This window comes from Bradyrhizobium sp. UFLA05-153, assembly GCF_054185185.1.
In genome coordinates this window covers 106,939-127,135 of record NZ_JBBIAM010000013.1, presented here as the reverse complement: position 1 = coordinate 127,135, position 20,197 = coordinate 106,939, and the positions used below count along the sequence as shown (strand labels likewise).

The window sequence follows — 20,197 nt, the reverse complement described above, 5'->3', positions numbered from 1 at the left end:
ATATCCCGGTCATCTCGATCTCGAACGCGCAGCGGCGGCCGGTGCCGCAGGCCAATTGGGTGCGCACAATCCATCATGGCCTGCCCGAGAATCTGTTGACGCCTGTGCCTGCGAAGCAGGATTATCTCGCGGTGCTCGGCCGCATCGCGCCGGAAAAGGGCATCGATCGGGCCATCAGCATCGCAACGCGCTGCGGCATTCCGCTGAAGATCGCCGCCAAGGTCGATCGCGCCGATCAGGATTATTACGACGAGCTGATCCGGCCGCTGATCGAGAACAATCCGCTGGTCGACTATATCGGCGAGATCAGCGACAACGAGAAATCGGAATTTTTGAGCGGGGCGCTCGGCCTTCTGCTGCCGATCGACTGGCCCGAGCCGTTCGGGCTGGTGATGATCGAAGCCATGGCCTGCGGCACGCCGGTGATCGCCTTCAACCGCGGCTCGGCGCCGGAAATCATCGACGAGGGACTGACCGGGTTCGTCGTCGAGGACGAGATCAGCGCGGTCGCGGCCGTCGGCCGCCTGTCGCAGCTGAGCCGCACGGCGATCCGCAAGCAGTTCGAAACGCGCTTCACCGCAAGACGCATGGCGCTGGATTATCTCGCGGCGTATCGCGGCCTGATGGAGGCGACCGCACCGAAGATCAAGCTGGTGAGCAGCGCGGAGTAGCGGTGTGTCGTCATTCCCCGCGAAAGCGGGGAATCCAGTACGCCGCGTCCTCTCCGTATCCTCGCACTGCCTCTGGAATACTGGATCGCCCGCCCCAGTGCGCAATTGCGCACAAGGCGGGCGATGACACCGAAAGTGTGGCCGCTACGTCACCACCGCCCGCTTCGGCTCGACGATCTCGAACATGCGCGGGAATTCGTCCATCAGGGCCATCAGCTCGGCAAGGCGCAGCGCGTTGCCCGACAGCTTGATCTTGCCGGCGGCAACCGCCTCCGGGAAGGTCGTGAGCTTGGCGATCACCTCGTCGAGCGTGGCGCGGGCGAGCGTGAAGCTGGCGTCGGCTTTCTCCGCCTGTGCGCTTTCGGTGTAAGTGAGCGCTGAATTCTCCAGGTTGAGCACGAAGGTCTCGCCGGTGTCGGAAAAGCTCCAGTTCAGCACGATGTGCTTGCCCTCCGCCTTCGGGCCGTTGAGACGGATACCAAGCACGTCCCAGAGCTGCGAGGTGCGAAGCGCGGCCAGCGTCTCTCGCGGCATCGGCGGGCGCGGCGGCGTCTTCGGCATGCCCTGGCGCAATTCCTGTGCACCGAACAGATAGGCGTTGCGCCAGGTCGCGCTTTCTGCGGCATAGCCGAGCTGCTCCAACGTGTCGGCGAGCAGGCTACGCGCCGCCACATGATCCGGCTCGGCGAAGACGAGATGGCTCAGCGCCTGCGCCACGAAGCGAAATTCACCCTTGTCAAAATCCTTGCGCGCCCGTGCGAGGATCGCGTCGGCACCACCCATATACTCGACGTACTTCTTGCCGGATTCGACCGGCGGCAGCGGATCGAGATTGACGGGGTTCGCATCGTACCAGCCGAGATATTTCTGATAGATCGCCTTCACATTGTGACGGATATGGCCGTAGTAACCGCGGCCGTGCCAGGCGCCTTCGAGACTCTTCGGCAGTTGGATGGTCTCGGCGATTTCGCTGGCGGTCAGACCATGATTCATCAGGCGGATGGTCTGGTCATGCGCGAATTTATAGAGGTCGCGCTGCTGGCGGATCATGGTGTCGATGCGCTCGCGCCCCCACACCGGCCAGTGATGCTGGCCGCACATCGCCTCTGCTTTGCCGCCCCATAGAGCCAGCGCTTCGTTCAGGTATTTCGACCACGCCAGCGCATCGCGCACGTCGGCGCCGCGGAACGGCAGCAGATTGTGGAAATTATGCGTGCAGTTCTCGGCTAAGTTCAAAATCTTGTAGCGCGGGATGAAGAAGTGCATCTCGGCCGGCGCCTCGCTGTTCGGCGCCATCTGGAATTCGAATTCGACGCCGTCGATCACCCGCGTGTCGCCGGTCGCCATGATCAGGTCGGTCGGACGCAGCAACGCAACCGAACCGGCCGCCATCGACTTGCCGAGACCGCAATCGACCTGGCCGCGCGGCCCCTTGGCGAGGAACGGGCCGAACTGATACTGCGCGCGGCGCAGCATCGCCGGTCCCGCGATGATGTTCTCGGAGACCGCGTGCTCCATGAACAGGTTGGGCGCGATGATCGGCACGCGATCCGTGGCGAGCGCGTCCTCCTCCAGAACGCCGCGCACACCGCCCCAGTGATCGGTATGGGTGTGGGTGAAGATGACGGCCGCAACCGGCCGTAGGCCGCGATGCCTGAAATAGAGATCGAGCGCGGCGCGGGCGCCCTCGATCGAGGTCAAGGTGTCGACCACGATGACGCCGCTGTCGCCTTCGATCAGCGTCATGTTGGCGATGTCGAGCCCGCGCACCTGGTAGACACCGGGCACCACCTCGAACAGGCCGTGATGCATGTTGAGGCGCGACTGCCGCCACAGGCTCGGATTGACGGTCGGCGGCGCCTGTTCGGCCGACAGGAAGCCATAGGGCTCGAGGCTCCAGACCGTCCGGCCTTGCGGATGATTGATTCTGGCGTTCTCGATCGTGCCGAGGAAACCGCGGCCAGCGTCCTCGAAATCCCGCGTGTCGGAAAACGGCAACGCGCTCAGCATCGCCTCGTGCTGCGCGACGACGGACGACATTGCATCTTTCGGCTCGCTGCTGGCGACCTCGGCCATCGGACCGGCTCCCTTCCTGATCTGGTGGGGCGCCATCTAAGCGCATTCGCGCGCCGGTTCCAACAGCCCGCGCGATCGGCAAGGCCGGTCGCCACGTCTGCGAAGCCTGATCCTAGTGCATCCCGAGCAGTCTCGGCAGGAACAGCGTCAACTCGGGCCAGTACGTCACGACGACCAGGAAGGCGAGCATCGTGAGCAGCCACGGCATGACGGCCACCGCGAGCTCGGTGATGCGCATTCGCGCGATCATCGAAGCAACGTAGAGATTCAACCCCACAGGCGGATGGCAGAGGCCGACCTCCATGTTGACGTCGATGACGATGCCGAAATGCACGAGGTCGATGCCGAGTTTTTTCGCCGCCGGCGCGAGGATCGGCGCCATGATCAGGATGATCGAGTTCGGCTCCATGAAATTGCCGGCGAGCAGCAACAGCACGTTGACGACCAGGAGGAAACCGACCCAGCCGAGATTTTGCGCCGCGATCCAGTCGGCGAGCGTTGCCGGCAGGTTCTCGTTGGAGAGCACGAAGGAAAACAGCACCGCATTGGTGACGATGTAGAGCAGCATCGCGCTGGTGTTGGCGGCGCGGAGCAGCACGCGCGGCACGTCCTTCATCCCGATCGCCTTGTAGACGAACACCGAGATGAAGAAGGAATAGACCGCCGCCATCGCGGCCGCCTCAGTCGCGGTGAACAGGCCGCTATAGATGCCGCCGATGATGATGACGACCAGCATCAATCCCCAGATGCTCTCGCGGAACGTGCGCACCGTCTCGCCCCAGCTCGCTTTGGGCAGGCGCGGATAGTCGCGCTTGCGCGCAAGCCACCAGGTGACGATGCAAAGCATCGTGGTCAGCATCATGCCGGGCAAAAGGCCCGCGACGAACAGTGCGCCGATCGAGGTGTTGGTCGAGACCGCGTAAACGATCTTCGGAATCGAGGGCAGCATCAGGATGCCGAGCGAGCCGGCGACCGTGATGATGCCGGCACCGAAACGCATGGGATAGCCGTGGCGGACCATCTCGGGCAGCACGATCGCACCGATCGCGGCCACCGTGGCGACACTCGAACCGCACACCAGCGCGAACATCGCGCAGGCGACGATGCCGGCAAGACCGAGACCTCCGTGCCAATGGCCGATCAGCGAGGTCGCGAAATTGATCATGCGCCGCGCCACGCCGCCATGCGTGAGGAAATTGCCGGCGAGGATGAAGAACGGGATCGCCATGATCTCAAAACTCTCGATGCCCGTGAAGAGCTTCATCGAGACCGCCTCGATCGGCACCGTCGTCAGCGTGAACAGGAACGTCATCACGGTGAGGCCGAGCGCGATCGAGACCGGGATGCCCGTCAGCATCAGCGCGATCAGCAGCGCAAACACGGTCGCGGCGCGCATCCAGTGCGGCAGCACGATGACGCCGGACTTTTCGGCAAGGCACAGCGCGAAGATCAGGATCGGCGCCAGAATCAGGATCAGGCCGAGCGGCGAGATTTTTCGCGCAGCTGCCTTTGTCGCGGCACCCGCCGGCTGCGGATGCAGCGCGGGCGAAGCGTCGGCCTGCACGCCCTCGACATGGGTCTCGTCGTGATGCGGCAGCTCGCCGGTCCAGAAATAGAACCAGGCGACCTGGAGGAAGCGGAAGCACATCAGGCCGGAGCCGAGCGGGATCGCCAGATAGACGATCCACATCGGCGCTTCCAGATCGTTCGACTGCTGTCCGGTGTGGAACATCTCGCCGACGAAGGAGGCGCCGAAGGCCGCAATCATGCCGGTGAATATCGCGCCGCAGAGCAGCGCGAACAGAATCACGTGCTTGCGGGAATGTTCGGGCAGGCGGTTGACGAGCAGGTCGACGCCGACATGGATGCCGGTGCGCACGCCATAGGCCGCGCCGAACTTCGCCATCCAGATGAACATGTAGATGCAGAGCTCCTGCGCCCATGACAGGTCGAGCTCGGACAGGAAGGTGAATGCAGCCTTCGACAACGCCGCGAGCCAGGTCAGACCGTGCGCCGTGGCCCATCTGGAGAGCGCGATCGACTCGCCGGCGCCGTAACGATGCAGCACGGCGATGAAGATCAGGCCCGTTGCAGCCGCAATGAGCGTCGCGATCAGCCATTCCTCAAGGTGATCGAGCGCACGATTTAGCACGCGTAGCAAATCAAGTCCCCCCTCTCAGACCGAAACGGCCGGGAGTGCGTTCACTCCCGACCGTTCTTGTTGTTGTTCTACGCCGGGCCGCGTCAGTTCATCTTGACGTCGAGTTCCTTGGCGACGAGATCGAGCACCTCCTGCCCGACCCGGCCCTTGGCCCATTTATACGTCGGCTGCATCGCTTCCTGCCATGCCTTGCGGTCGGCATCGGAGAGATAATGCAGCGTGGTCTTGCCCGACTTCTTGATCTCGGCGAGCGCGTCCTCGTTCTCCTGGCGCGCGATCGAGTTGGTGTAGTCGGTCGCCTCCGCCATCGCCTTCTCGAGCTGGGCACGGATGTCCGGCGGCAGGCCGGACCAGAACTTCGAATTGACGATCACGGCATATTGCAGATGCGCATGATAGGACACGGTGATGTCCTTCTGCACCTCGTAGAACTTCTGCGTCAGGTAGTTCGACGCCGTGTTCTCGCAGCCGTCGACGACGCCAGTCTGCAAGGCCTGGTAGACTTCGGAGAACGCCATGATCTGCGGGATCGAGCCGACGAGGCGGAAATACTGGTCGGCGATTTTCGAGCCGGAGATGCGGAACTTCAGCCCCTGGAAGTCGGCGGGCTTCATCAGCGGACGGTTGGAGGACACCATGTGGAAGCCGTTGTCCCAGTAGGCGAGACCCGTGATTCCCTTTGCCTCCAGTTTCTGGAACAGCCACTTGCCGAGGGTACCCTTCATGGCGGCGGCGTAGGTCTCGTCGTCCTTGAACAGCCAAGGCAGGTCGAGCGCCTCGAACTCCTTCACCCCGAGCGGCGCGAATTTCGCGGTCGAGGGCGCGAGCATCTGTACGGAACCAAGCTGGAGCGCCTCGATCTCCTCCTTGTCCTTGTAGAGCGAGGAGTTCGGATAGACCTCGATCTTGACCTTGCCGTCGGTATATTTCTCGCCGAGCTCCTTGAACTTGAGCGCGCCCTTGCCCTTGGGCGTATCGTTGGCGACGACGTGGCTGAACTTGATGACGATCGGGCTCTGGGCCGCGGCAGGGGCCAATGTGAACGTGGAGACGAGCGCAGCCATAGCGGCCGCAAGCAGCAGTTTGCGCATTAAGTACCTCCCAACAACCTCTGAAACCGGTTCTTTTTGGTTTTTCCGGTCTCTTTAGTGGCAGCAAACCACCAGGCGAACAACTAGACCTAAGCCCAACTTGCCGCAGCCAAATCGCCTTGACGGCTTTTGTATACGCAAGTTTGCGCCCGCTCCAGCCCCGACGGGCGAGCGCTTATGTCGCATCAGCGAACGAAGTTAACCCTTGCGCTGGACGACCATGAACAGCCGCCGGAACGGGAACAGCGTCTGCCCCGCCGCGTTCTTCGGGTAGGCCTTGGCGACGCGCATCCCATAGGCGGCCTCGAAGGCAGCCTTCTCCTCGCCCTGCAAGACGTCGAGATAGCGCGTCAGCCAAGTGCCCTTGGTCCACTCCTTCACAGGATTGTCGCCTTCCAGGACCTGGAGATATTCGGTCTCCCAGATGTCGATGTTCTGCGACAGGGGCGCAAGAAGATCGTGATAGAAGGCCGGCCCCTCGACCGGCGGCGGGGTGACGAGATGCTCGACCTTGGCCCGCCACGGTCCGTCAAGAGCGGTCTCGCCGATCAGAACATGGGACGGCGCGGTGAAATTGCGCGGCATCTGCACCGCCAGCATGCCGCCCGGCGAGACCTTCTCCATCACCGCGGGGAAGAGTGCCGCATGATTGGGCAGCCAGTGCAGTGCGGCATTGGAATAGATCAGGTCATATTGCTTCGCCGGGCGCCAATGGCCGAGATCCTCATGTGACCATTCCACCTCCGGCGCCGCCTTGCGGCCTGCGGCGACCATCTCGGCCGAACCCTCGACACCGGTGACGGCAGCCTTCGGCCAGCGCTCCTTGATCAGTTTCGTGACGTTGCCGGCACCGGCGCCGAGATCGGCAATATCAGAGATGGCAAAATCCGGAATCCGCATCAACAGATCAACCGCCGGTCTCAAGCGGTGGCCGGAGAATTTCAGATATTGCTGCGGATCCCACACCATCTTCGCGAACCTGTTTTTCGTGTTTCCTTCACTGTCGCTCTTCGTTACCACTGCTCGTCCCGGTCGGGCAAATCGCTCCCGGGACGGGTTGGAAACGATCAGCAAACACAACAAAAGCAAACAAGAGAGCGTGTGACCATGGACCTCGGGCTCAAGTCGAAAACCGCAGTCGTCACCGGAGCGAGCATCGGCATCGGTCGCGCCATCGCCAAGGGGCTTGCCACTGAGGGTGTGCGCGTGGTGGCGGTGGCGCGGCGCAAGGACCTGCTCGACCAACTCGTGCAGGAGACAGGCGCGGGACTGATCACGCCGTTCGAGCAGGATGTGATGGCGGCGGACGCCGCCGAGCGGCTGGCGGCCTTTGCGCTCGGGGAGTTCGGCCATGTCGACATCCTTGTCAACAATGCCGGCGGCAGCCGTCCGCTGCCGGTCGATGCGCCCGACAGCAAATGGGACGAGGCGATCGCGCTGAATTTCACCAGCTACCGCCGCATCGCGCATGCGCTCTTGCCGCAGATGATGGAGCGCAACTGGGGCCGCATCATCAACATCACCGGCAAGTCCGAGCCGGAAGGGCTCAACGCCGCCTTCGCCGCCAAGGCCGCCGTGCACGCCTGGGCCAAGGGCCTGTCACGCGAGATCGGCAAGCACGGCATCACCATCAACTGCATCCCGCCCGGCCGCATCATGAGCGAGCAGATCCGTCGCAATTATGCACCCGATTATCGCGAGCGCTTTGCCGAGGAAGAAATCCCGGTCGGCTATTGGGGCGAGCCGGAGGACCTCGCCGCCCTCGCCGTATTCCTGGCCTCACCGGTTGCGCGCTACATCACGGGCACGGTGATCCCGGTCGATGGCGGGTTGCGGCGGTATCAGTTCTGAGGCGGGGCCGGCCCTAGGGGCTTGCTTCGGAGCCCGACAGCAGCGACCGAATTTTAGCGAGGATTTGCGGAGCCCGGGTCGAGGCGGATGTTGTAACGATGCAGCTTCGCATAGACGGTGCTTTTGGCGAGACCGAGCGCGGACGCGGTCGCCGTCACGTTGCCGCTGCACGACCGCAGCGTACGCGATATCAAGTCACGTTCGGCTGACTCGGCCAGAGACAAGCCCGGTTCGCGCGCATCGTCCGTCCGCCGGATGGTATCGGGCAGATCCGACGGCTCGATCTGGTCCCCGCTACTGGTCAGCATCAGGCGCTCGATCAAGTTGCGCAGTTCGCGGACGTTGCCGGGCCAATCATAGCGACGCAGGCATTCGAACACTTCCGGCGCAAAACGGCGATCGGCAAGGCCATAGCGCGACTTTGCCTGGGCGACGAAATGATCGACCAGCAGCGGAATGTCATCGCAGCGCTCCCGCAGCGGCGGTATGACGACGGGCACGACGGCCAGCCGGTAGTACAGATCCTTGCGGAAGCGCTGTGCATCCACCTCGGCTTGCAGATCGCGGTTGGTCGCGGCGACGAGGCGGAAGTCCACCTTGCGCGCAACGGTGTCGCCGACCCTGCTGATCTCGCCATTCTCCAGAGCCCGCAGCAACATTGGCTGGAGATCGAGCGGCAGTTCACCGATTTCATCGAGGAAAAGCGTGCCGCGGGACGCGGCCTCGATCTTTCCGGACATGCCGCCGCGCCGCGCACCAGTGAAGGCGCCGTCGACATAGCCGAAGAGTTCGCTCGCCAGCAGCTCGCGCGAGACGGAGCCACAGTTCACGACGACCAATGGGCCGCTCCGGCGCGGGGACGCAGAATGAATGGCTTGAGCGAAAACCTCCTTGCCGACGCCGGTCTCACCAAGCAGCAGGACAGGAGCCGCGGTCGTGCCGACACGACGGCATTTTTCGACGACGGCATGCATCTTGGGATCCGTAAAAATGATGTTGGCGAAGGCCCTGGCGTCACCTTGCGCGGGTGGCAAAACGGACCTGCTCGAGATCGCTGGCTTCGGCGCCACCATGACGGTTCCCAGATGCTCACCCTGATACGCCACTGGTCGCAGCCATTCCTCCTTGATCCACGCTGGGCGCGAATTGCTCCATGGCCGATCATCGCTGCTCACAAGGTGGGGAAAATTCGACTGGCTGTGCGGCGCGCCGAGGTCGCGCAAGATCTGCGCCATTTCGCCGTTCGCCTTGAAGGGCCGCCCGGCGCTATCGAACAGCACGGCGTGATGGCGGTCCGAAGGAGGCAGCATCCAGAAGCATTGGTCGAGAAGCCGGTAACGGGCATCCATCTCCATCTGGAGCAGATGTGCCTCGATGCGCGCGGCTGCCGAAATCGCCAGCGCGAGTGCCTGCCGTCCGTAGGAATCCGACAGCCCGGAAATATCGATGGCTCCGATCACGGCGCCATCGATGGGATCGCGGATGACGGAGGCCGAGCAGGTCCAACGCTGGATCCCCGAGCAGAAATGCTCGGTGGCATGAACCTGGATGGCCTGACCGGTTTCCAGCGCCGTGCCGATCGCGTTGGTGCCGCAGGTCGCTTCGCTCCAATTGCTGCCGGGCAACAGGTGAGTCTTCTCCACCGCATTGCGCAATGCGATCCTGGTGTCGCCTTCCAGGCGCAACACGATGCCATCGACATCGGTCAGAACCATCACCGTGCCGGTTTCGAGCATGTAGTCGCGCGCCAGTGCCATGGTCGACGCGCCGGCGTGGACCAGGCGGGTGCGATTGTCGAGCAGGCGCCGCAGCCGCTCGTCGTTCATCGGCAGCGGAGCCTGGCTGCGCCGGTAGTCCACGGCCGATTTCTGGCTCCGCCGCCAGGAATCGTTGATCGCGGGCCGAACGACCTGCCCGCCAGCGCCGGTCCCGGACAGGAAGTGCTCCCAGCTTGTCAGGACGTCGCGCTCAATACCTGGATTCGCAAAAGCTTCCTCTGGCGTCTGACCCAACACGCTTCCTCCTTTGACGCGCTGAGTGGTCCAGGATCTTATTGTTTTTGGCGGACCCCGAGCTTTATCGACCGATTTTGAGACCATTCCATTCCAATGCGCAACTGATTACGGGATCACGGCGCAACTTTGACGCGCCTCCGACCGCACTGCGAAAGCGTGAGGCCGGAGGCGCAACCAGTGATTGTGGCCTGACAAGACCCCTAAAGCGCGATGAGATCGGGATGAATCGTCATCGCGCTTGAGGTTATTGTTTGAGCAATATCTCCGCGCAAACGCGTTCCGCGTTTATCGCGAGGGAAAGCCGCTTCAAACTTTGCGCCAACGCGGCCCTCCGGGTCCTGACCATGCTCAGGCTGCCTTGCGCCGGTGCAAGGTGTCATAGAAGGCCGTCTCGAAGCGCATGTATCCGGTGAACGAAGCCGGATCGCCAAACGGCAGGATCTGGGTCGCCCAATAGCCGCCGAAGCCATTCTGCCGGTCGATCCAGTAGAACAGGTTCGCAAGGCCAGCCCAGCCGAGCGCGCCTGCGGGGCGGCCCGTCGGGGCCTCCTCGTCATTGACCATGAACGTGAACGACCAGGATTTCGACTGACCCGGGAAGAACTCGGCATCGTTGGAGAGCGACTTGATCACCCCCGGCAGCGCCGTGACCTTGAGATCGCCGAGGTGGTTCTTTTCCGCCATCGTCACGGTCTCCGCTTTGAGCACCCGGCCGTGCGGGCCGTTCCCGTCGTTCAACCACATCCGAATGAAGCGCATGTAGTCGCCGACCGTGCTGTAGAGGCCGTGCCCGCCCATATGGACCTCGGGCTTCGCCGGCAATTCGAAGTCCATCGGCGTGAGCGAGCCATCGGCGTTGCGGGCATGCATCCCGGCGAGCTTGCTGCGCACCGTGTCATTGATCTCGAACGTCGTGTTCGCCATTCCGAGGGGCTTGAAGATGCGCTCGGCGAAGACCTCGCCGAGCCGCTTGCCGGTGATGCCCTCGACGACCTGCCCGACCCAATCGATGTTCGTGCCGTACTCCCATTTCGAACCGGGATCGAACAGAAGCGGCGTCATGATCGCAGCCTTCGACGAGGTGATCACGCTCGGCTGTCCGTGGTCGGTCGCCAGGCGCAGATAGTTCTCGTTGAAGAAGTCGTAGCCGAAGCCACCGGTGTGCAGCAGCAGCATGCGCGTGGTCACGTCGCGCTTCGGCGCGCGAAGCCTGGGCTGGCCCTTGGCATCGAAGCCCTCGATCACCTGCAGCTTGCCGATGTCGGGCGCATATCTCTTCGCGGGAGCATCAAGGTCAAGCCGGCCCTCTTCGATCAGTTGAAGAGCGGCGGTGCCGGTGATCGCCTTGGTGGTCGAGAAGATCGCAAAGCTCGTGTCCGTCGTCATCGCCTCCGGCTTGTCGGTCCGACGCTTGCCTGCCGCGCCTTCGTAGATATTGCCATTGCGATCCGTCACCATGGCGACGACGCCGGGGACACCCGGCCCCGTCGTGACCGCCTCATTGAGGATGGCCTCGGCGTCTACAGCAAATTCTCTGCACATGTGTTTCCTCCATTGAATTTTGGGAGATGCGAAAAGAAGGGCCGCGCTCGCGGGAGCGCTCGCGCGACCTGCGTCGATCACTGCTTGGCAAAGCCGGGATAGGCCGAGGAAGCGACTTCATCGCACTTCTGGCGATAGGTCCCGACGCCGCCGATATAGGAGAGCAGACGGCGCGGCTTGCCCTCGACATTCGAGCCCATGTACCAGGAGTGCGTCTTGGTCACGAGGGTCGTGTTCGCGACCTCATCATGATGCGCGACCCAGGCGTCCTGCGTCTCCTTCGTCGGCTCGATGACGCTCAAGTGGTTCTTCTTGAGATAAGCGATACAATCGCTGATCCACTCGACCTGCTGCTGAAGGCATGTCGTCATGTTGCAGAGCGCCGTCGACGGCGCCAGCGGCGCGCCGGTCGTGAACATATTGGGATAGCCGTGAACCTGAAGCCCCATCGTGGTCCTGATGTCGCGGCTCCACTCGTCCTTCAGCGAGCGGCCGCCGCGGCCACGGATGTCGATGCGCGTCAATGCACCGGAGCCGGCGTCGAAGCCGGTCGCGAGGATGATCACATCCAGCCCATACGACGTTCCATCGGTGAGCTCGATACCCTGGGGCGTGATCCGCTTGATGGGGTTGTTCCTGACGCTGACCAGCTCGACATTCGGCTGGTGAAAAGCCTCCAGGTAGTTGGTCTCGAGCGGGACCCGATGCGTGCCGAAGCCGTAATCAGTCGGGATCAGCGCCTCGCAGAGCTTGGGGTCCTTCAGGCGCGCGCGCATCTTCTTGCGGACGAACTCGGAGATCTCCTCGCTGACATCCTCCTCGAAGAACATCTCGACAAATGAGGCGAGCCACAGCCGTAGCGAGCCTTCATCCCAGATCTTCTCCAGAACGGCGTGACGCTGGTCCGCCGTGAGATCCTTCCAATTGCCGTTGGTGAAGTCGTACTCGAACCCGGTGAACGAGTGCGGCAGGGTTTTGCGGAACTCCTCGAACCGCGCCTTGTAGGCCTCGACCTCCTTCGGCCCGTATTTCGGGTTCTTCATCGGAATGATGTATTGCGGCGTGCGCACGAACACCTTCAGGCTACCGACCTCGCCGGCGATGGTCTGGATCACCTGAATGCCCGTGGCACCATTGCCGACCACGGCGACGCGCTTGCCCGCGAGATCGAGCTTCTGCTTCGGATAGCGGCCGGTATGGACGAGCGTGCCCTTGAACGTGTCCTGTCCGGGAAACACCGACGTCAGCGGCGCAGACAGCATGCCGCAGCAGGTGATCAGGAACTGCGCGTCGATGGTGCCGCCCTTGTCGGTCGTGAGCGTCCATCGCTGCGTCGCCTCGTTGAAGACGGCGCTCGTGATCGTCGTTGAGAATCGGATATCTTTGCGCAGATCGAGCTTGTCGGCGACGTAGTTGAGCCACTTTTCGATCTCCGGCTGACCGGGGAAACGCTCGCTCCAGCTCCAGCCTTTGTAGAGCTCCTCCGAAAAGAGATACTGGTAGATATAAGCCTCGGAGTCGAAACGTGCTCCCGGATAGCGATTCCAGTACCAGGTGCCGCCGACGCCGGTGGCCGTATCGACGGCCTTGACCTTCAGGCCTTGTTCGTCGCGCAGCTTGTGGAGCTGGTAGAGACCGGCAACGCCCGTGCCGATCACCACTGCGTCCAGGCTTTCGTGCCTGCCCGCGCCATTACTCTTGGACTCACTCATGCATTTCCTCCCAATTGTTCTGCTCCCCGCCGTAAGGCGCGTGGGAGACGCGGGGAGAAACGCAGATTGCGTGCCAGATCAGATTTGTGGATTTAAGCGCTTGCAGTCATTGAGGTGTTGGCCGCGGAAGCCAACCTCTCGTCCGTTCGAAAATCAAACGGTGGACATGCGGCCAGACCGAATTTCGATCGGCAAGGCTGCGAAACCGGAACGCGAACGCAATGTCGCGCCGCGATCAAACCTGGATCTTGCGGTGCAATAGCTCCGCCACCGCGGCGCCCATCGCCGCTGTGCCCAGAATACCGCCGATGTCGCGCGTCGTGCGTCCCTGGGCGATTGCGGTCGCCACCGCGTCCTCGATCGCGCGCGCAGCCTCCTCATAGCGGACCGCGCGGCTCTTTTCCCCGTGCCATGCCAGCAGCAGCGCGGTCGACAGGATCAGCGACACCGGGTTGGCGACGTCCTGCCCCGCGATGTCAGGCGCCGAGCCGTGCGCGGCCTGCGCCATGGCGTGACGGTCGCCGACATTGAGCGAGCCGCCGAGGCCGAGGCTGCCGGACAGTTCCGCGGTGAGGTCGGACAGGATGTCGCCGAACATGTTGGTGGCGACGATGACGTCGAAGCTGGCGGGGTTGCGCACAACATGCGCCATCATGGCGTCGACCAACACGTCGTCGACCGCGAGCCCTGGATAGCTTTTCGCCGCCTCCCGGCAGATGTCCAAAAACATGCCGTCGCCGATCTTGAGCACATTGGCTTTGTGAACGATGGTGAGATGCTTGCGCCGCTTCATCGCCAGCCGGCAGGCCGCATGCGCGATGCGCTCGCAGCACGATCGCGTGATCCGGCGCAGCGAGATCACGACATCAGGCGTGACCAGCAGCTCGCCATTGCCTTCTTCCATGTTGCGGTCGGCATAAAAGCCCTCGGTGTTCTCGCGCACCACCACAAGATCGAAATCGCCGAGCCGGCCGGGCCGGCCGGCATAGGTGCGCGCGGGGCGAACGTTGGCGAACAGATCAAGGTTCTTGCGGAAGTAACGCGACGGATTGATCTCGCCACGCGCCTCATCCTTGAAATCGAAGGTCGCGGTGGGGCCGAGCATCAGGCCGTCCGCCGCGCGAACCATGTCGAGGAGATCGGGCCGCACAGTTGTGCCGAATTGCTTCAGGCTGGCGTGACCGATGGCATGCTCCTCGAGCCGCAGATTGAGCTGGAAGCGTTCGGACGCGGCGCGCAGCACGCCCGTGGTCGCGGCTGTGATCTCCGGCCCGATCCCGTCACCCGGCAGCACGACAATTTGCATCGGTCATTCCTCTCAAGCCAGCTCGGGCAGATCATACGCCATGGCGCGCAATCTCCGCCCGATCTTCGCGCATAGCCGTATGCAAGCATATGCCTGTGGCACGCAGCGCGGCCGTAGTACATCCCGGATAGCAACACTCAACCCACACTTTCCGGAGACATCGCAGGCAATGACAATCACGTTACCTGCGCTCGCGAAGGAGCCCGAACGCCCCGTCGCCGACGGCCTGCCCACGATGCGCCGGCGCTGGGCGATCGCCGCGATCTTCACCGCGCTCGCGATGGCCTCGCTCGATACCGCGATCGCCAATATCGCCCTGCCCGCCATCGCTGCCGATCTCCATGTCAGTCCCGAGCAGGTGGTCTGGGTGGTCAACGTCTACCAGATCGCGCTGGTCGCCACGCTGTTGCCGCTGGGAGCGCTCGGCGAGATCGTCGGTCACCAGCGCATCTATCTCGGCGGTCTCCTGCTCTTCACCATCGCCTCGCTGCTCTGCGCGGTGGCGTGGTCGCTGCCGAGCCTGCTCGTGGCGCGCACGCTCCAAGGCCTCGGCGCCAGCGGCATCATGAGCGTGAACACGGCTCTCGTGCGCTTCGTCTATCCCGGGCGGATGCAGGGCCGCGGCTTCGGCCACAATGCGCTGGTGGTCGCCACCGCCTTCACCTTCGGGCCGTCGATCGCGTCCGCGATCCTCGCGCTCGGGCCGTGGCCATGGCTGTTTGCGGTGAACATTCCCTTCGGCCTCATCGCCATGGGCATCGGCTTCGCGATGCTGCCGAAGACGCCGCGCGCCGATCACGGCTTTGATTTCGCAGGCGCCGTGCTGGCGGCGATCTGCCTCGGCCTGTTCATCACCGGCATCGGCAGCGCGGCGCATAATCTCTCCCCTCGCCTCGTCGCGGTCGAGCTGGTCGCAGCACTCGTGATCAGCTTGATCCTGACGCGCCGGCATGCCGATCATCCCGCACCCATGCTGCCGATCGACCTGTTTAGCCGTCCCATGTTTGCGCTGTCGGCGGCAACTGCGGTCTGCTCCTTCGCCGTGCAGGGCCTCGCCTTCGTCTCGCTGCCGTTCTATTTCGAGGACGTACTCGGGCGCTCCCAGGTCGAGACCGGCTTCTTCATGACGCCGTGGCCGCTGGTCGTCGCCATCATGGCGCCGATCGCCGGCCGCCTGTCCGACCGTCACGCGGTCGGACTTCTCGGCGGCATCGGGCTCGTGCTGCTCGGCATCGGCATGGCGCTTTTGGCGACGCTTCCGGCCAATCCGTACATCCCTGACATCATCTGGCGCATGGTGATCTGCGGTATGGGCTTTGGTTTCTTCCAGGCGCCAAACATGAAGGCGGTGATGTCAAGCGCGCCGCCACATCGCAGCGGCAGCGCAAGCGGCATCGTCGCCACCGCGCGGCTGACCGGACAGACGACCGGCGCGGCGCTCGCCGCGCTCTGCTTTGCGCTTGCGGGACATGACGGCGCGACCGGCGCGCTGGCACTCGGCGCCGGCTTCGCCGCGCTCGGCAGCGTGATGAGCTTCCTCAGGCTGGCGGTGAAGTAGAGTGTGACGCGGACGCGACCGCCGCCGGGATCGGCATTTGCTCGTCCAAGGCAGCGAGACGGGCATCGATGGCTTCGATGACCCGGCGCGAGAACGGTCCGAGATGCGCATAGGCCGCGATCATCGCGACCGCGATGCGCGCCGAGGACGTGTCGCGCTTGGCGCAGCTGAGGAAGGTTTTCCAGAGCGGACCGTGCGCTTCGGGAATGCTTGACGTGACGCGATGCACGGTTTCCAGCGCGCGCACCTTGTTGCGAATGTCGCCCTCGGGCAGCTCCGGCCGCTGCCGCGAGCGGTCGAGCATCGTCATCAACCGGTCGACACGGCTCGCATAAGCGACGGGATGATAGATGCTCTCCAGGACCTGCTTGTAATCCGTCAGGATATCCCGCAGCGGGCGCACCGGATCAAAATTGATCCCGCCGGTGCACTGATCGCCCTCCGTGGTCGAGGCAAGATCGTGGTGCGCGTGCAGCCTGCCTTCGCGAGCCAGACGGCGGGTGAGCTGCGTGTTCGGCAAGGCATAGAGCAGACCGACCATGCAGACCGGAATGGCGGCCTCCTCGATGAAGCCGATCATGGCATCCGCCATCGAGACCTTCTCGCTGTCGAAGCCCACGATGAAGCCTGCGGTGACGAGCATCCCGGCGCCGTAAATCCTGTGAATGCTCTCGGCGATGTTGCGCCGCGTGTTCTGCTTCTTCCGCATCGCAACCAGCGTCGCCGGGTCCGGACTTTCGATACCGACGAAGATGCCGAAGAAGTTGGCTGCGGCCATCAGGTCCAGGAGTTCCGGATCATCGGCAAGGTTGACCGAGGCTTCGGTCGAAAATTCGAACGGGTAGCCGTGCGCGCGCTGCCATGCGGCGAGCTCGGGAAGGAACAGCTTGAGCGACTTCTTGTTGCCGATGAAATTGTCGTCGACGAAATCGAGATGGCCGCGGTAACCCATCTGGTAGAGCACATCGAGCTCGTTAAGCATCTGGGGCGTCGTCTTGGTGCGCGGGACGCGACCGTAGAGCTCGATGATGTCGCAGAATTCGCAGGTGAAGGGGCAGCCGCGGGAATACTGCACACCGAGATAGAGATAGTCGTCGAACTTCAAGAGGTCAAAACGCGGCACCGGCGTCGTGGTCACGTCGGCCTGGAATTTCGGCGCGGTAAATACGCCTGAGCGGGCGCCGCGGTCCCAGGCTGCGATGAACTCGTCGATGACGCCTTCGGCTTCGCCCAGCACCTGGAAGTCGGCCCGCGCGTAGACGTGGGGACTCGATGTCGGATCCGGGCCGCCGACGACCACCGGCTTGGCCCTGGCGCGGCAAAGCTCGATCAGCCGCAGCGCGTCGGCCTGCTGCGGCAACATTCCACCCGTGAAGACGACGTCTGCCCAGTCGAGATCGTCATCACCCAGCGCCGTCGTGTTGCAGTCGACGAGGCGTACCGTCCAGTTCTCGGGCAGCATCGCCGCGACGGTGATCAACCCCAGGGGAGCCGCGGGGCGCCGGACGCCCATCAATTTGCAGGACTCGCCAAAACTCCAGAACGAGTCCGCCGTGAACAGCGGATAGAGCATGAGCACGTTGCAAGGGCGCGGCACGTTCATGGAACCCCCTTTAAGGCTTGGTGCCGAGTGTACCAAAGCGCGCCAGTCTTGCATCCTTACAAGCGGGACGAGCGGTCACTTTCTGTTCCAGTGAGGGCCAGTCGTGAGCCGGCGTCGTAACAGGCCGTCTTGCTGACATTCGGGGCGAAGCGATGGCTCACTGATGCCTGTGTCTTGGTGGAACTCCCTACGACCAAAGTCTATTCCTGCAGCGCCCGTTCATCGGGAACCGGGCGACGGCCCAAGCTTTTCTTCAGATATCCTCGCGCGCAGGAGGTGCGTCATGAGCAAGTGGCAAGAGCGCGAAACGGTACCCGATCTCTACAACCTGTTTCTCGCCGCCGTGTTGTTCTTATCGCCATGGCTGTTCAGGCTGACCAACGAGCAAGGCAAGGTTGACCTCTGGATCACGGCCGCGATCATCGGCATCGCCTCGCTGGCCGCCATCATCGCCTATCGCGACTGGGAGGAGTGGGTGAACGTCCTGATGGGCGTCTGGCTCATCGCGTCGCCCTGGCTGCTTGGCTTCCCGCATACGAGGGCGATGCATATCAGCATCGGAATGGGCGCCGTCATCCCGCTTCTGGCCTTCCTCGATCTCTTCCTTCACTACGAAAAGAGGCACCCGGAGGAATTTGCTTCGCCAGGCGGACAGGAAGGACCTCATCCGTGAGATGCGACGCATAGGCGCCGCCACTCAGCCCGCCCATTCCTCGCCCCAGACCTGGACGACGTGGCCCGGCGAGACCTCGCGATACTCACGCGCAGGTGGCTGATAGTCAGGCGCCCGCACCGGACTTTTGATCTCGTCGTTCGACACACCGCGCGTCTCGCCCCGGCGCGCAGGATCGGGGACCGGCACGGCCGCCATGAGCTTCCTCGTATAGGGATGCTGGGGATTGCCGAACACCGCCGCGCGGGGGCCGATCTCGACGATCTCGCCGAGATACATCACCGCGACGCGATGGCTCATCCGCTCGACGACCGCGATGTCGTGCGAGATGAAGAGATAGGCAAGGCCCATGCTGGCCTGAAGGTCGAGCATCAGGTTGACGACCTGCGCCTTGACCGAGACGTCGAGCGCCGAGACCGCCTCATCCGCGATGATCAGCTTGGGCCCGAGCGCGAGCGCACGCGCAATGCAGATGCGCTGCCGCTGGCCGCCGGAGAATTCGTGCGGAAAGCGTGCGGCCATGTCAGCGGTCAGACCGACGCGAACGAGCAGATCGGCAACCTTCTCGTGGGCTAGCGAGTTGGAAGCAAGGCCATTGGCCCGCAGCGGCGCGGCGATCGCCGAACCGACCGACATGCGCGGGTTGAGGCTTGCAAACGGGTCCTGGAAGACGATCTGCATCTGCCTGCGAAACGCGCGCAAGGTTCGCGCATTCATGCCTAGAACATCCTGGCCATCGAGCCGGACAGTTCCACTGTCAGGCTGAACCAGCTTGAGAATGGATCGGCCCGTTGTCGACTTTCCGCAGCCGGACTCGCCGACCAACGCCAGCGTTTCGCCGGCGCGCAAATCGAACGATATGTTCTCGACCGCGTGGACGCGGCCCGAGACCTTTCCGAACAATCCCGACCGGATCGGAAAGCGCGTGGTGAGGTTGGACACTTCGAGCAGCGGCGGCCCTGAGGTCGCGACTGTATCAGGCGTATCCGCTGGATCGTCCGATGCCCCGGTCATCTTGTCGACGATAGGAAAACGCACCGGCCGCGGCCGTCCGTCCATGGAGCCGAGACGCGGCACAGCGGCAAGCAGCGCACGCGTATAGGAATGCGAGGGAGCGGCGAAGATGCGCGCTGTCGCGTCGGTCTCAACCGCCTGCCCGCCATACATCACCACGGTTCGATCGGCGATCTCGGCGACCACGCCCATGTCGTGGGTGATGAAGAGGATCGACATCCCCTCCTCGTCCTGCAGCTCCTTCAGGAGCGTGAGGATCTGGGCCTGGATGGTGACGTCGAGCGCGGTGGTCGGCTCGTCGGCGATCAGGAGCTTCGGCTTGCAAGCCAGCGCCATCGCGATCATCACGCGCTGGCGCATGCCGCCGGAGAAACGATGCGGATGCTCGTGGAAGCGCGATTTCGCCGCGGGAATGCGGACGCGATCGAGCAGCCGGACCGTCTCGGCCTCGGCCGCCGCACCGGACAGGCCGCGATGGTAGATCAGCGCCTCGGCGATCTGGAAACCGATCGTGAGCACCGGATTGAGGCTCGTCATCGGCTCCTGGAAGATCATGGCAACCTCGTTGCCACGGACGTCCTTCATGCTCGGTTCGGGCAGCGCCAGAAGATCGCGGCCGGCAAGCTTGACGCTGCCCTCGATGCGGCCGGTCTCCTGCGGAACGAGCCGCATAATCGAGAGCGCGGTGACGCTCTTGCCGGAGCCGGACTCGCCGACGATCGCCACGGTTTCCCTGGCGGCGATGTCGAACGAGACGTTGCGGACGACCGGCAGCCATTGCCGCTCGCGCAGGAAGGACGTGGTCAGGCCCGCGACCGACAGCACCGGTGTCCGTGCCTCGGCAACCGCTTGGTCAAGTCCGCTTGCGCCGATGCTCATGCGAAGAACCGAACGCCTGACGCGGAGACGGTGCGCCCCCTCCCC

Annotated in this window: 14 protein-coding genes and 1 pseudogene; 4 read left to right on the top strand and 11 right to left on the bottom strand. The window is 63.5% G+C overall.

All coding sequences use genetic code 11. The features are described 5' to 3' along the window. The coding region (locus tag Q2941_RS10825) for a glycosyltransferase family 4 protein (protein ID WP_458192439.1) at positions 1–671 on the top strand (671 nt) is incomplete at its 5' end. 144 nt (positions 672–815) lie between these two features. On the opposite strand, the gene Q2941_RS10820 is transcribed toward Q2941_RS10825, so the two are convergent. From Q2941_RS10820 to Q2941_RS10800, 5 genes and pseudogenes are all read right to left on the bottom strand, one after another. Then, entirely contained in the window at positions 816–2,747 is a 1,932-nt protein-coding gene (locus Q2941_RS10820; RefSeq protein WP_458192438.1) for an alkyl/aryl-sulfatase, read from the bottom strand. A 112-nt stretch (positions 2,748–2,859) separates the two neighbouring features. After that, the gene (locus Q2941_RS10815; protein WP_458192443.1) at positions 2,860–4,143 is read right to left on the bottom strand and encodes a TRAP transporter large permease; all 1,284 of its coding nucleotides are present in this window, start codon (positions 4,141–4,143) and stop codon (positions 2,860–2,862) included. Positions 4,144–4,380: 237 nt separating this feature from the next. Then, positions 4,381–4,815 (bottom strand): annotated as a pseudogene (locus Q2941_RS10810) (TRAP transporter small permease); the annotation flags it as partial. Positions 4,816–4,991: 176 nt separating this feature from the next. Beyond that, positions 4,992–5,999: a DctP family TRAP transporter solute-binding subunit gene (locus tag Q2941_RS10805; RefSeq protein WP_458192437.1), complete on the bottom strand. Its 1,008-nt coding sequence runs from the start codon at positions 5,997–5,999 to the stop codon at positions 4,992–4,994. Between the two features lie 198 nt (positions 6,000–6,197). Further along, positions 6,198–6,968, bottom strand: a complete 771-nt coding sequence (locus tag Q2941_RS10800; RefSeq protein ID WP_458192436.1) for a methyltransferase domain-containing protein — start codon at positions 6,966–6,968, stop codon at positions 6,198–6,200. Between the two features lie 138 nt (positions 6,969–7,106). Between Q2941_RS10800 and Q2941_RS10795 the strand changes: the two genes are divergently transcribed. Next, positions 7,107–7,850, top strand: coding sequence for an SDR family NAD(P)-dependent oxidoreductase (locus Q2941_RS10795; RefSeq protein WP_027526033.1), 744 nt, complete (start codon positions 7,107–7,109; stop codon positions 7,848–7,850). Between the two features lie 53 nt (positions 7,851–7,903). Here the strand turns inward: Q2941_RS10795 and Q2941_RS10790 are convergent, their stop codons facing one another. From Q2941_RS10790 to Q2941_RS10775, 4 genes are all read right to left on the bottom strand, one after another. Then, a complete protein-coding gene (locus tag Q2941_RS10790) occupies positions 7,904–9,865 on the bottom strand; it encodes a sigma-54-dependent Fis family transcriptional regulator (protein WP_458192435.1) in 1,962 nt (653 codons plus the stop codon). A gap of 348 nt (positions 9,866–10,213) precedes the next feature. Further along, positions 10,214–11,407, bottom strand: coding sequence for a methyl acetate hydrolase AcmB (gene acmB / locus Q2941_RS10785; protein WP_458192434.1), 1,194 nt, complete (start codon positions 11,405–11,407; stop codon positions 10,214–10,216). 77 nt (positions 11,408–11,484) lie between these two features. Then, positions 11,485–13,119 carry a flavin-containing monooxygenase gene (locus Q2941_RS10780; protein WP_458192433.1) on the bottom strand — a complete coding sequence of 545 codons (1,635 nt, stop codon included), beginning with the start codon at positions 13,117–13,119 and terminating at the stop codon, positions 11,485–11,487. A 235-nt stretch (positions 13,120–13,354) separates the two neighbouring features. After that, on the bottom strand, positions 13,355–14,425 hold the full coding sequence (locus Q2941_RS10775; RefSeq protein ID WP_458192432.1) for an isocitrate/isopropylmalate dehydrogenase family protein: 1,071 nt from the start codon (positions 14,423–14,425) through the stop codon (positions 13,355–13,357). A 169-nt stretch (positions 14,426–14,594) separates the two neighbouring features. On the opposite strand from Q2941_RS10775, the gene Q2941_RS10770 reads away from it, so the two are divergent. Beyond that, complete coding sequence (locus Q2941_RS10770; protein WP_458192431.1) at positions 14,595–15,983, top strand: MFS transporter; 1,389 nt, start codon at positions 14,595–14,597, stop codon at positions 15,981–15,983. On the opposite strand, the gene Q2941_RS10765 is transcribed toward Q2941_RS10770, so the two are convergent. After that, positions 15,964–17,586, bottom strand: coding sequence for a B12-binding domain-containing radical SAM protein (locus tag Q2941_RS10765; protein WP_458192430.1), 1,623 nt, complete (start codon positions 17,584–17,586; stop codon positions 15,964–15,966). The genes Q2941_RS10770 and Q2941_RS10765 overlap by 20 nt on opposite strands. A 283-nt stretch (positions 17,587–17,869) precedes the next feature. Here Q2941_RS10765 and Q2941_RS10760 point away from each other — a divergent pair, with 283 nt between their 5' ends. Continuing rightward, the gene (locus Q2941_RS10760) at positions 17,870–18,259 is read left to right on the top strand and encodes an SPW repeat protein (protein ID WP_458192429.1); all 390 of its coding nucleotides are present in this window, start codon (positions 17,870–17,872) and stop codon (positions 18,257–18,259) included. 24 nt (positions 18,260–18,283) lie between these two features. Here Q2941_RS10760 and Q2941_RS10755 read toward each other — a convergent pair whose 3' ends face one another. After that, the gene (locus Q2941_RS10755) at positions 18,284–20,152 is read right to left on the bottom strand and encodes an ABC transporter ATP-binding protein (protein ID WP_458192428.1); all 1,869 of its coding nucleotides are present in this window, start codon (positions 20,150–20,152) and stop codon (positions 18,284–18,286) included. Between the last annotated feature and the right edge of the window lie 45 nt (positions 20,153–20,197).

Excerpts from the sequence above, each read along its gene's own strand:
- Q2941_RS10820 (WP_458192438.1), bottom strand. The coding sequence starts at position 2,747 with ATGGCCGAGGTCGCCAGCAGCGAGCCGAAAGATGCAATGTCGTCCGTC.
- Q2941_RS10815 (WP_458192443.1), bottom strand. The coding sequence starts at position 4,143 with ATGCGCGCCGCGACCGTGTTTGCGCTGCTGATCGCGCTGATGCTGACG.
- Q2941_RS10805 (WP_458192437.1), bottom strand. The coding sequence starts at position 5,999 with ATGCGCAAACTGCTGCTTGCGGCCGCTATGGCTGCGCTCGTCTCCACG.
- Q2941_RS10800 (WP_458192436.1), bottom strand. The coding sequence starts at position 6,968 with ATGGTGTGGGATCCGCAGCAATATCTGAAATTCTCCGGCCACCGCTTG.
- Q2941_RS10795 (WP_027526033.1), top strand. The coding sequence starts at position 7,107 with ATGGACCTCGGGCTCAAGTCGAAAACCGCAGTCGTCACCGGAGCGAGC.
- acmB (WP_458192434.1), bottom strand. The coding sequence starts at position 11,407 with ATGTGCAGAGAATTTGCTGTAGACGCCGAGGCCATCCTCAATGAGGCG.
- Q2941_RS10780 (WP_458192433.1), bottom strand. The coding sequence starts at position 13,119 with ATGAGTGAGTCCAAGAGTAATGGCGCGGGCAGGCACGAAAGCCTGGAC.
- Q2941_RS10775 (WP_458192432.1), bottom strand. The coding sequence starts at position 14,425 with ATGCAAATTGTCGTGCTGCCGGGTGACGGGATCGGGCCGGAGATCACA.
- Q2941_RS10770 (WP_458192431.1), top strand. The coding sequence starts at position 14,595 with ATGACAATCACGTTACCTGCGCTCGCGAAGGAGCCCGAACGCCCCGTC.
- Q2941_RS10765 (WP_458192430.1), bottom strand. The coding sequence starts at position 17,586 with ATGAACGTGCCGCGCCCTTGCAACGTGCTCATGCTCTATCCGCTGTTC.
- Q2941_RS10760 (WP_458192429.1), top strand. The coding sequence starts at position 17,870 with ATGAGCAAGTGGCAAGAGCGCGAAACGGTACCCGATCTCTACAACCTG.
- Q2941_RS10755 (WP_458192428.1), bottom strand. The coding sequence starts at position 20,152 with ATGAGCATCGGCGCAAGCGGACTTGACCAAGCGGTTGCCGAGGCACGG.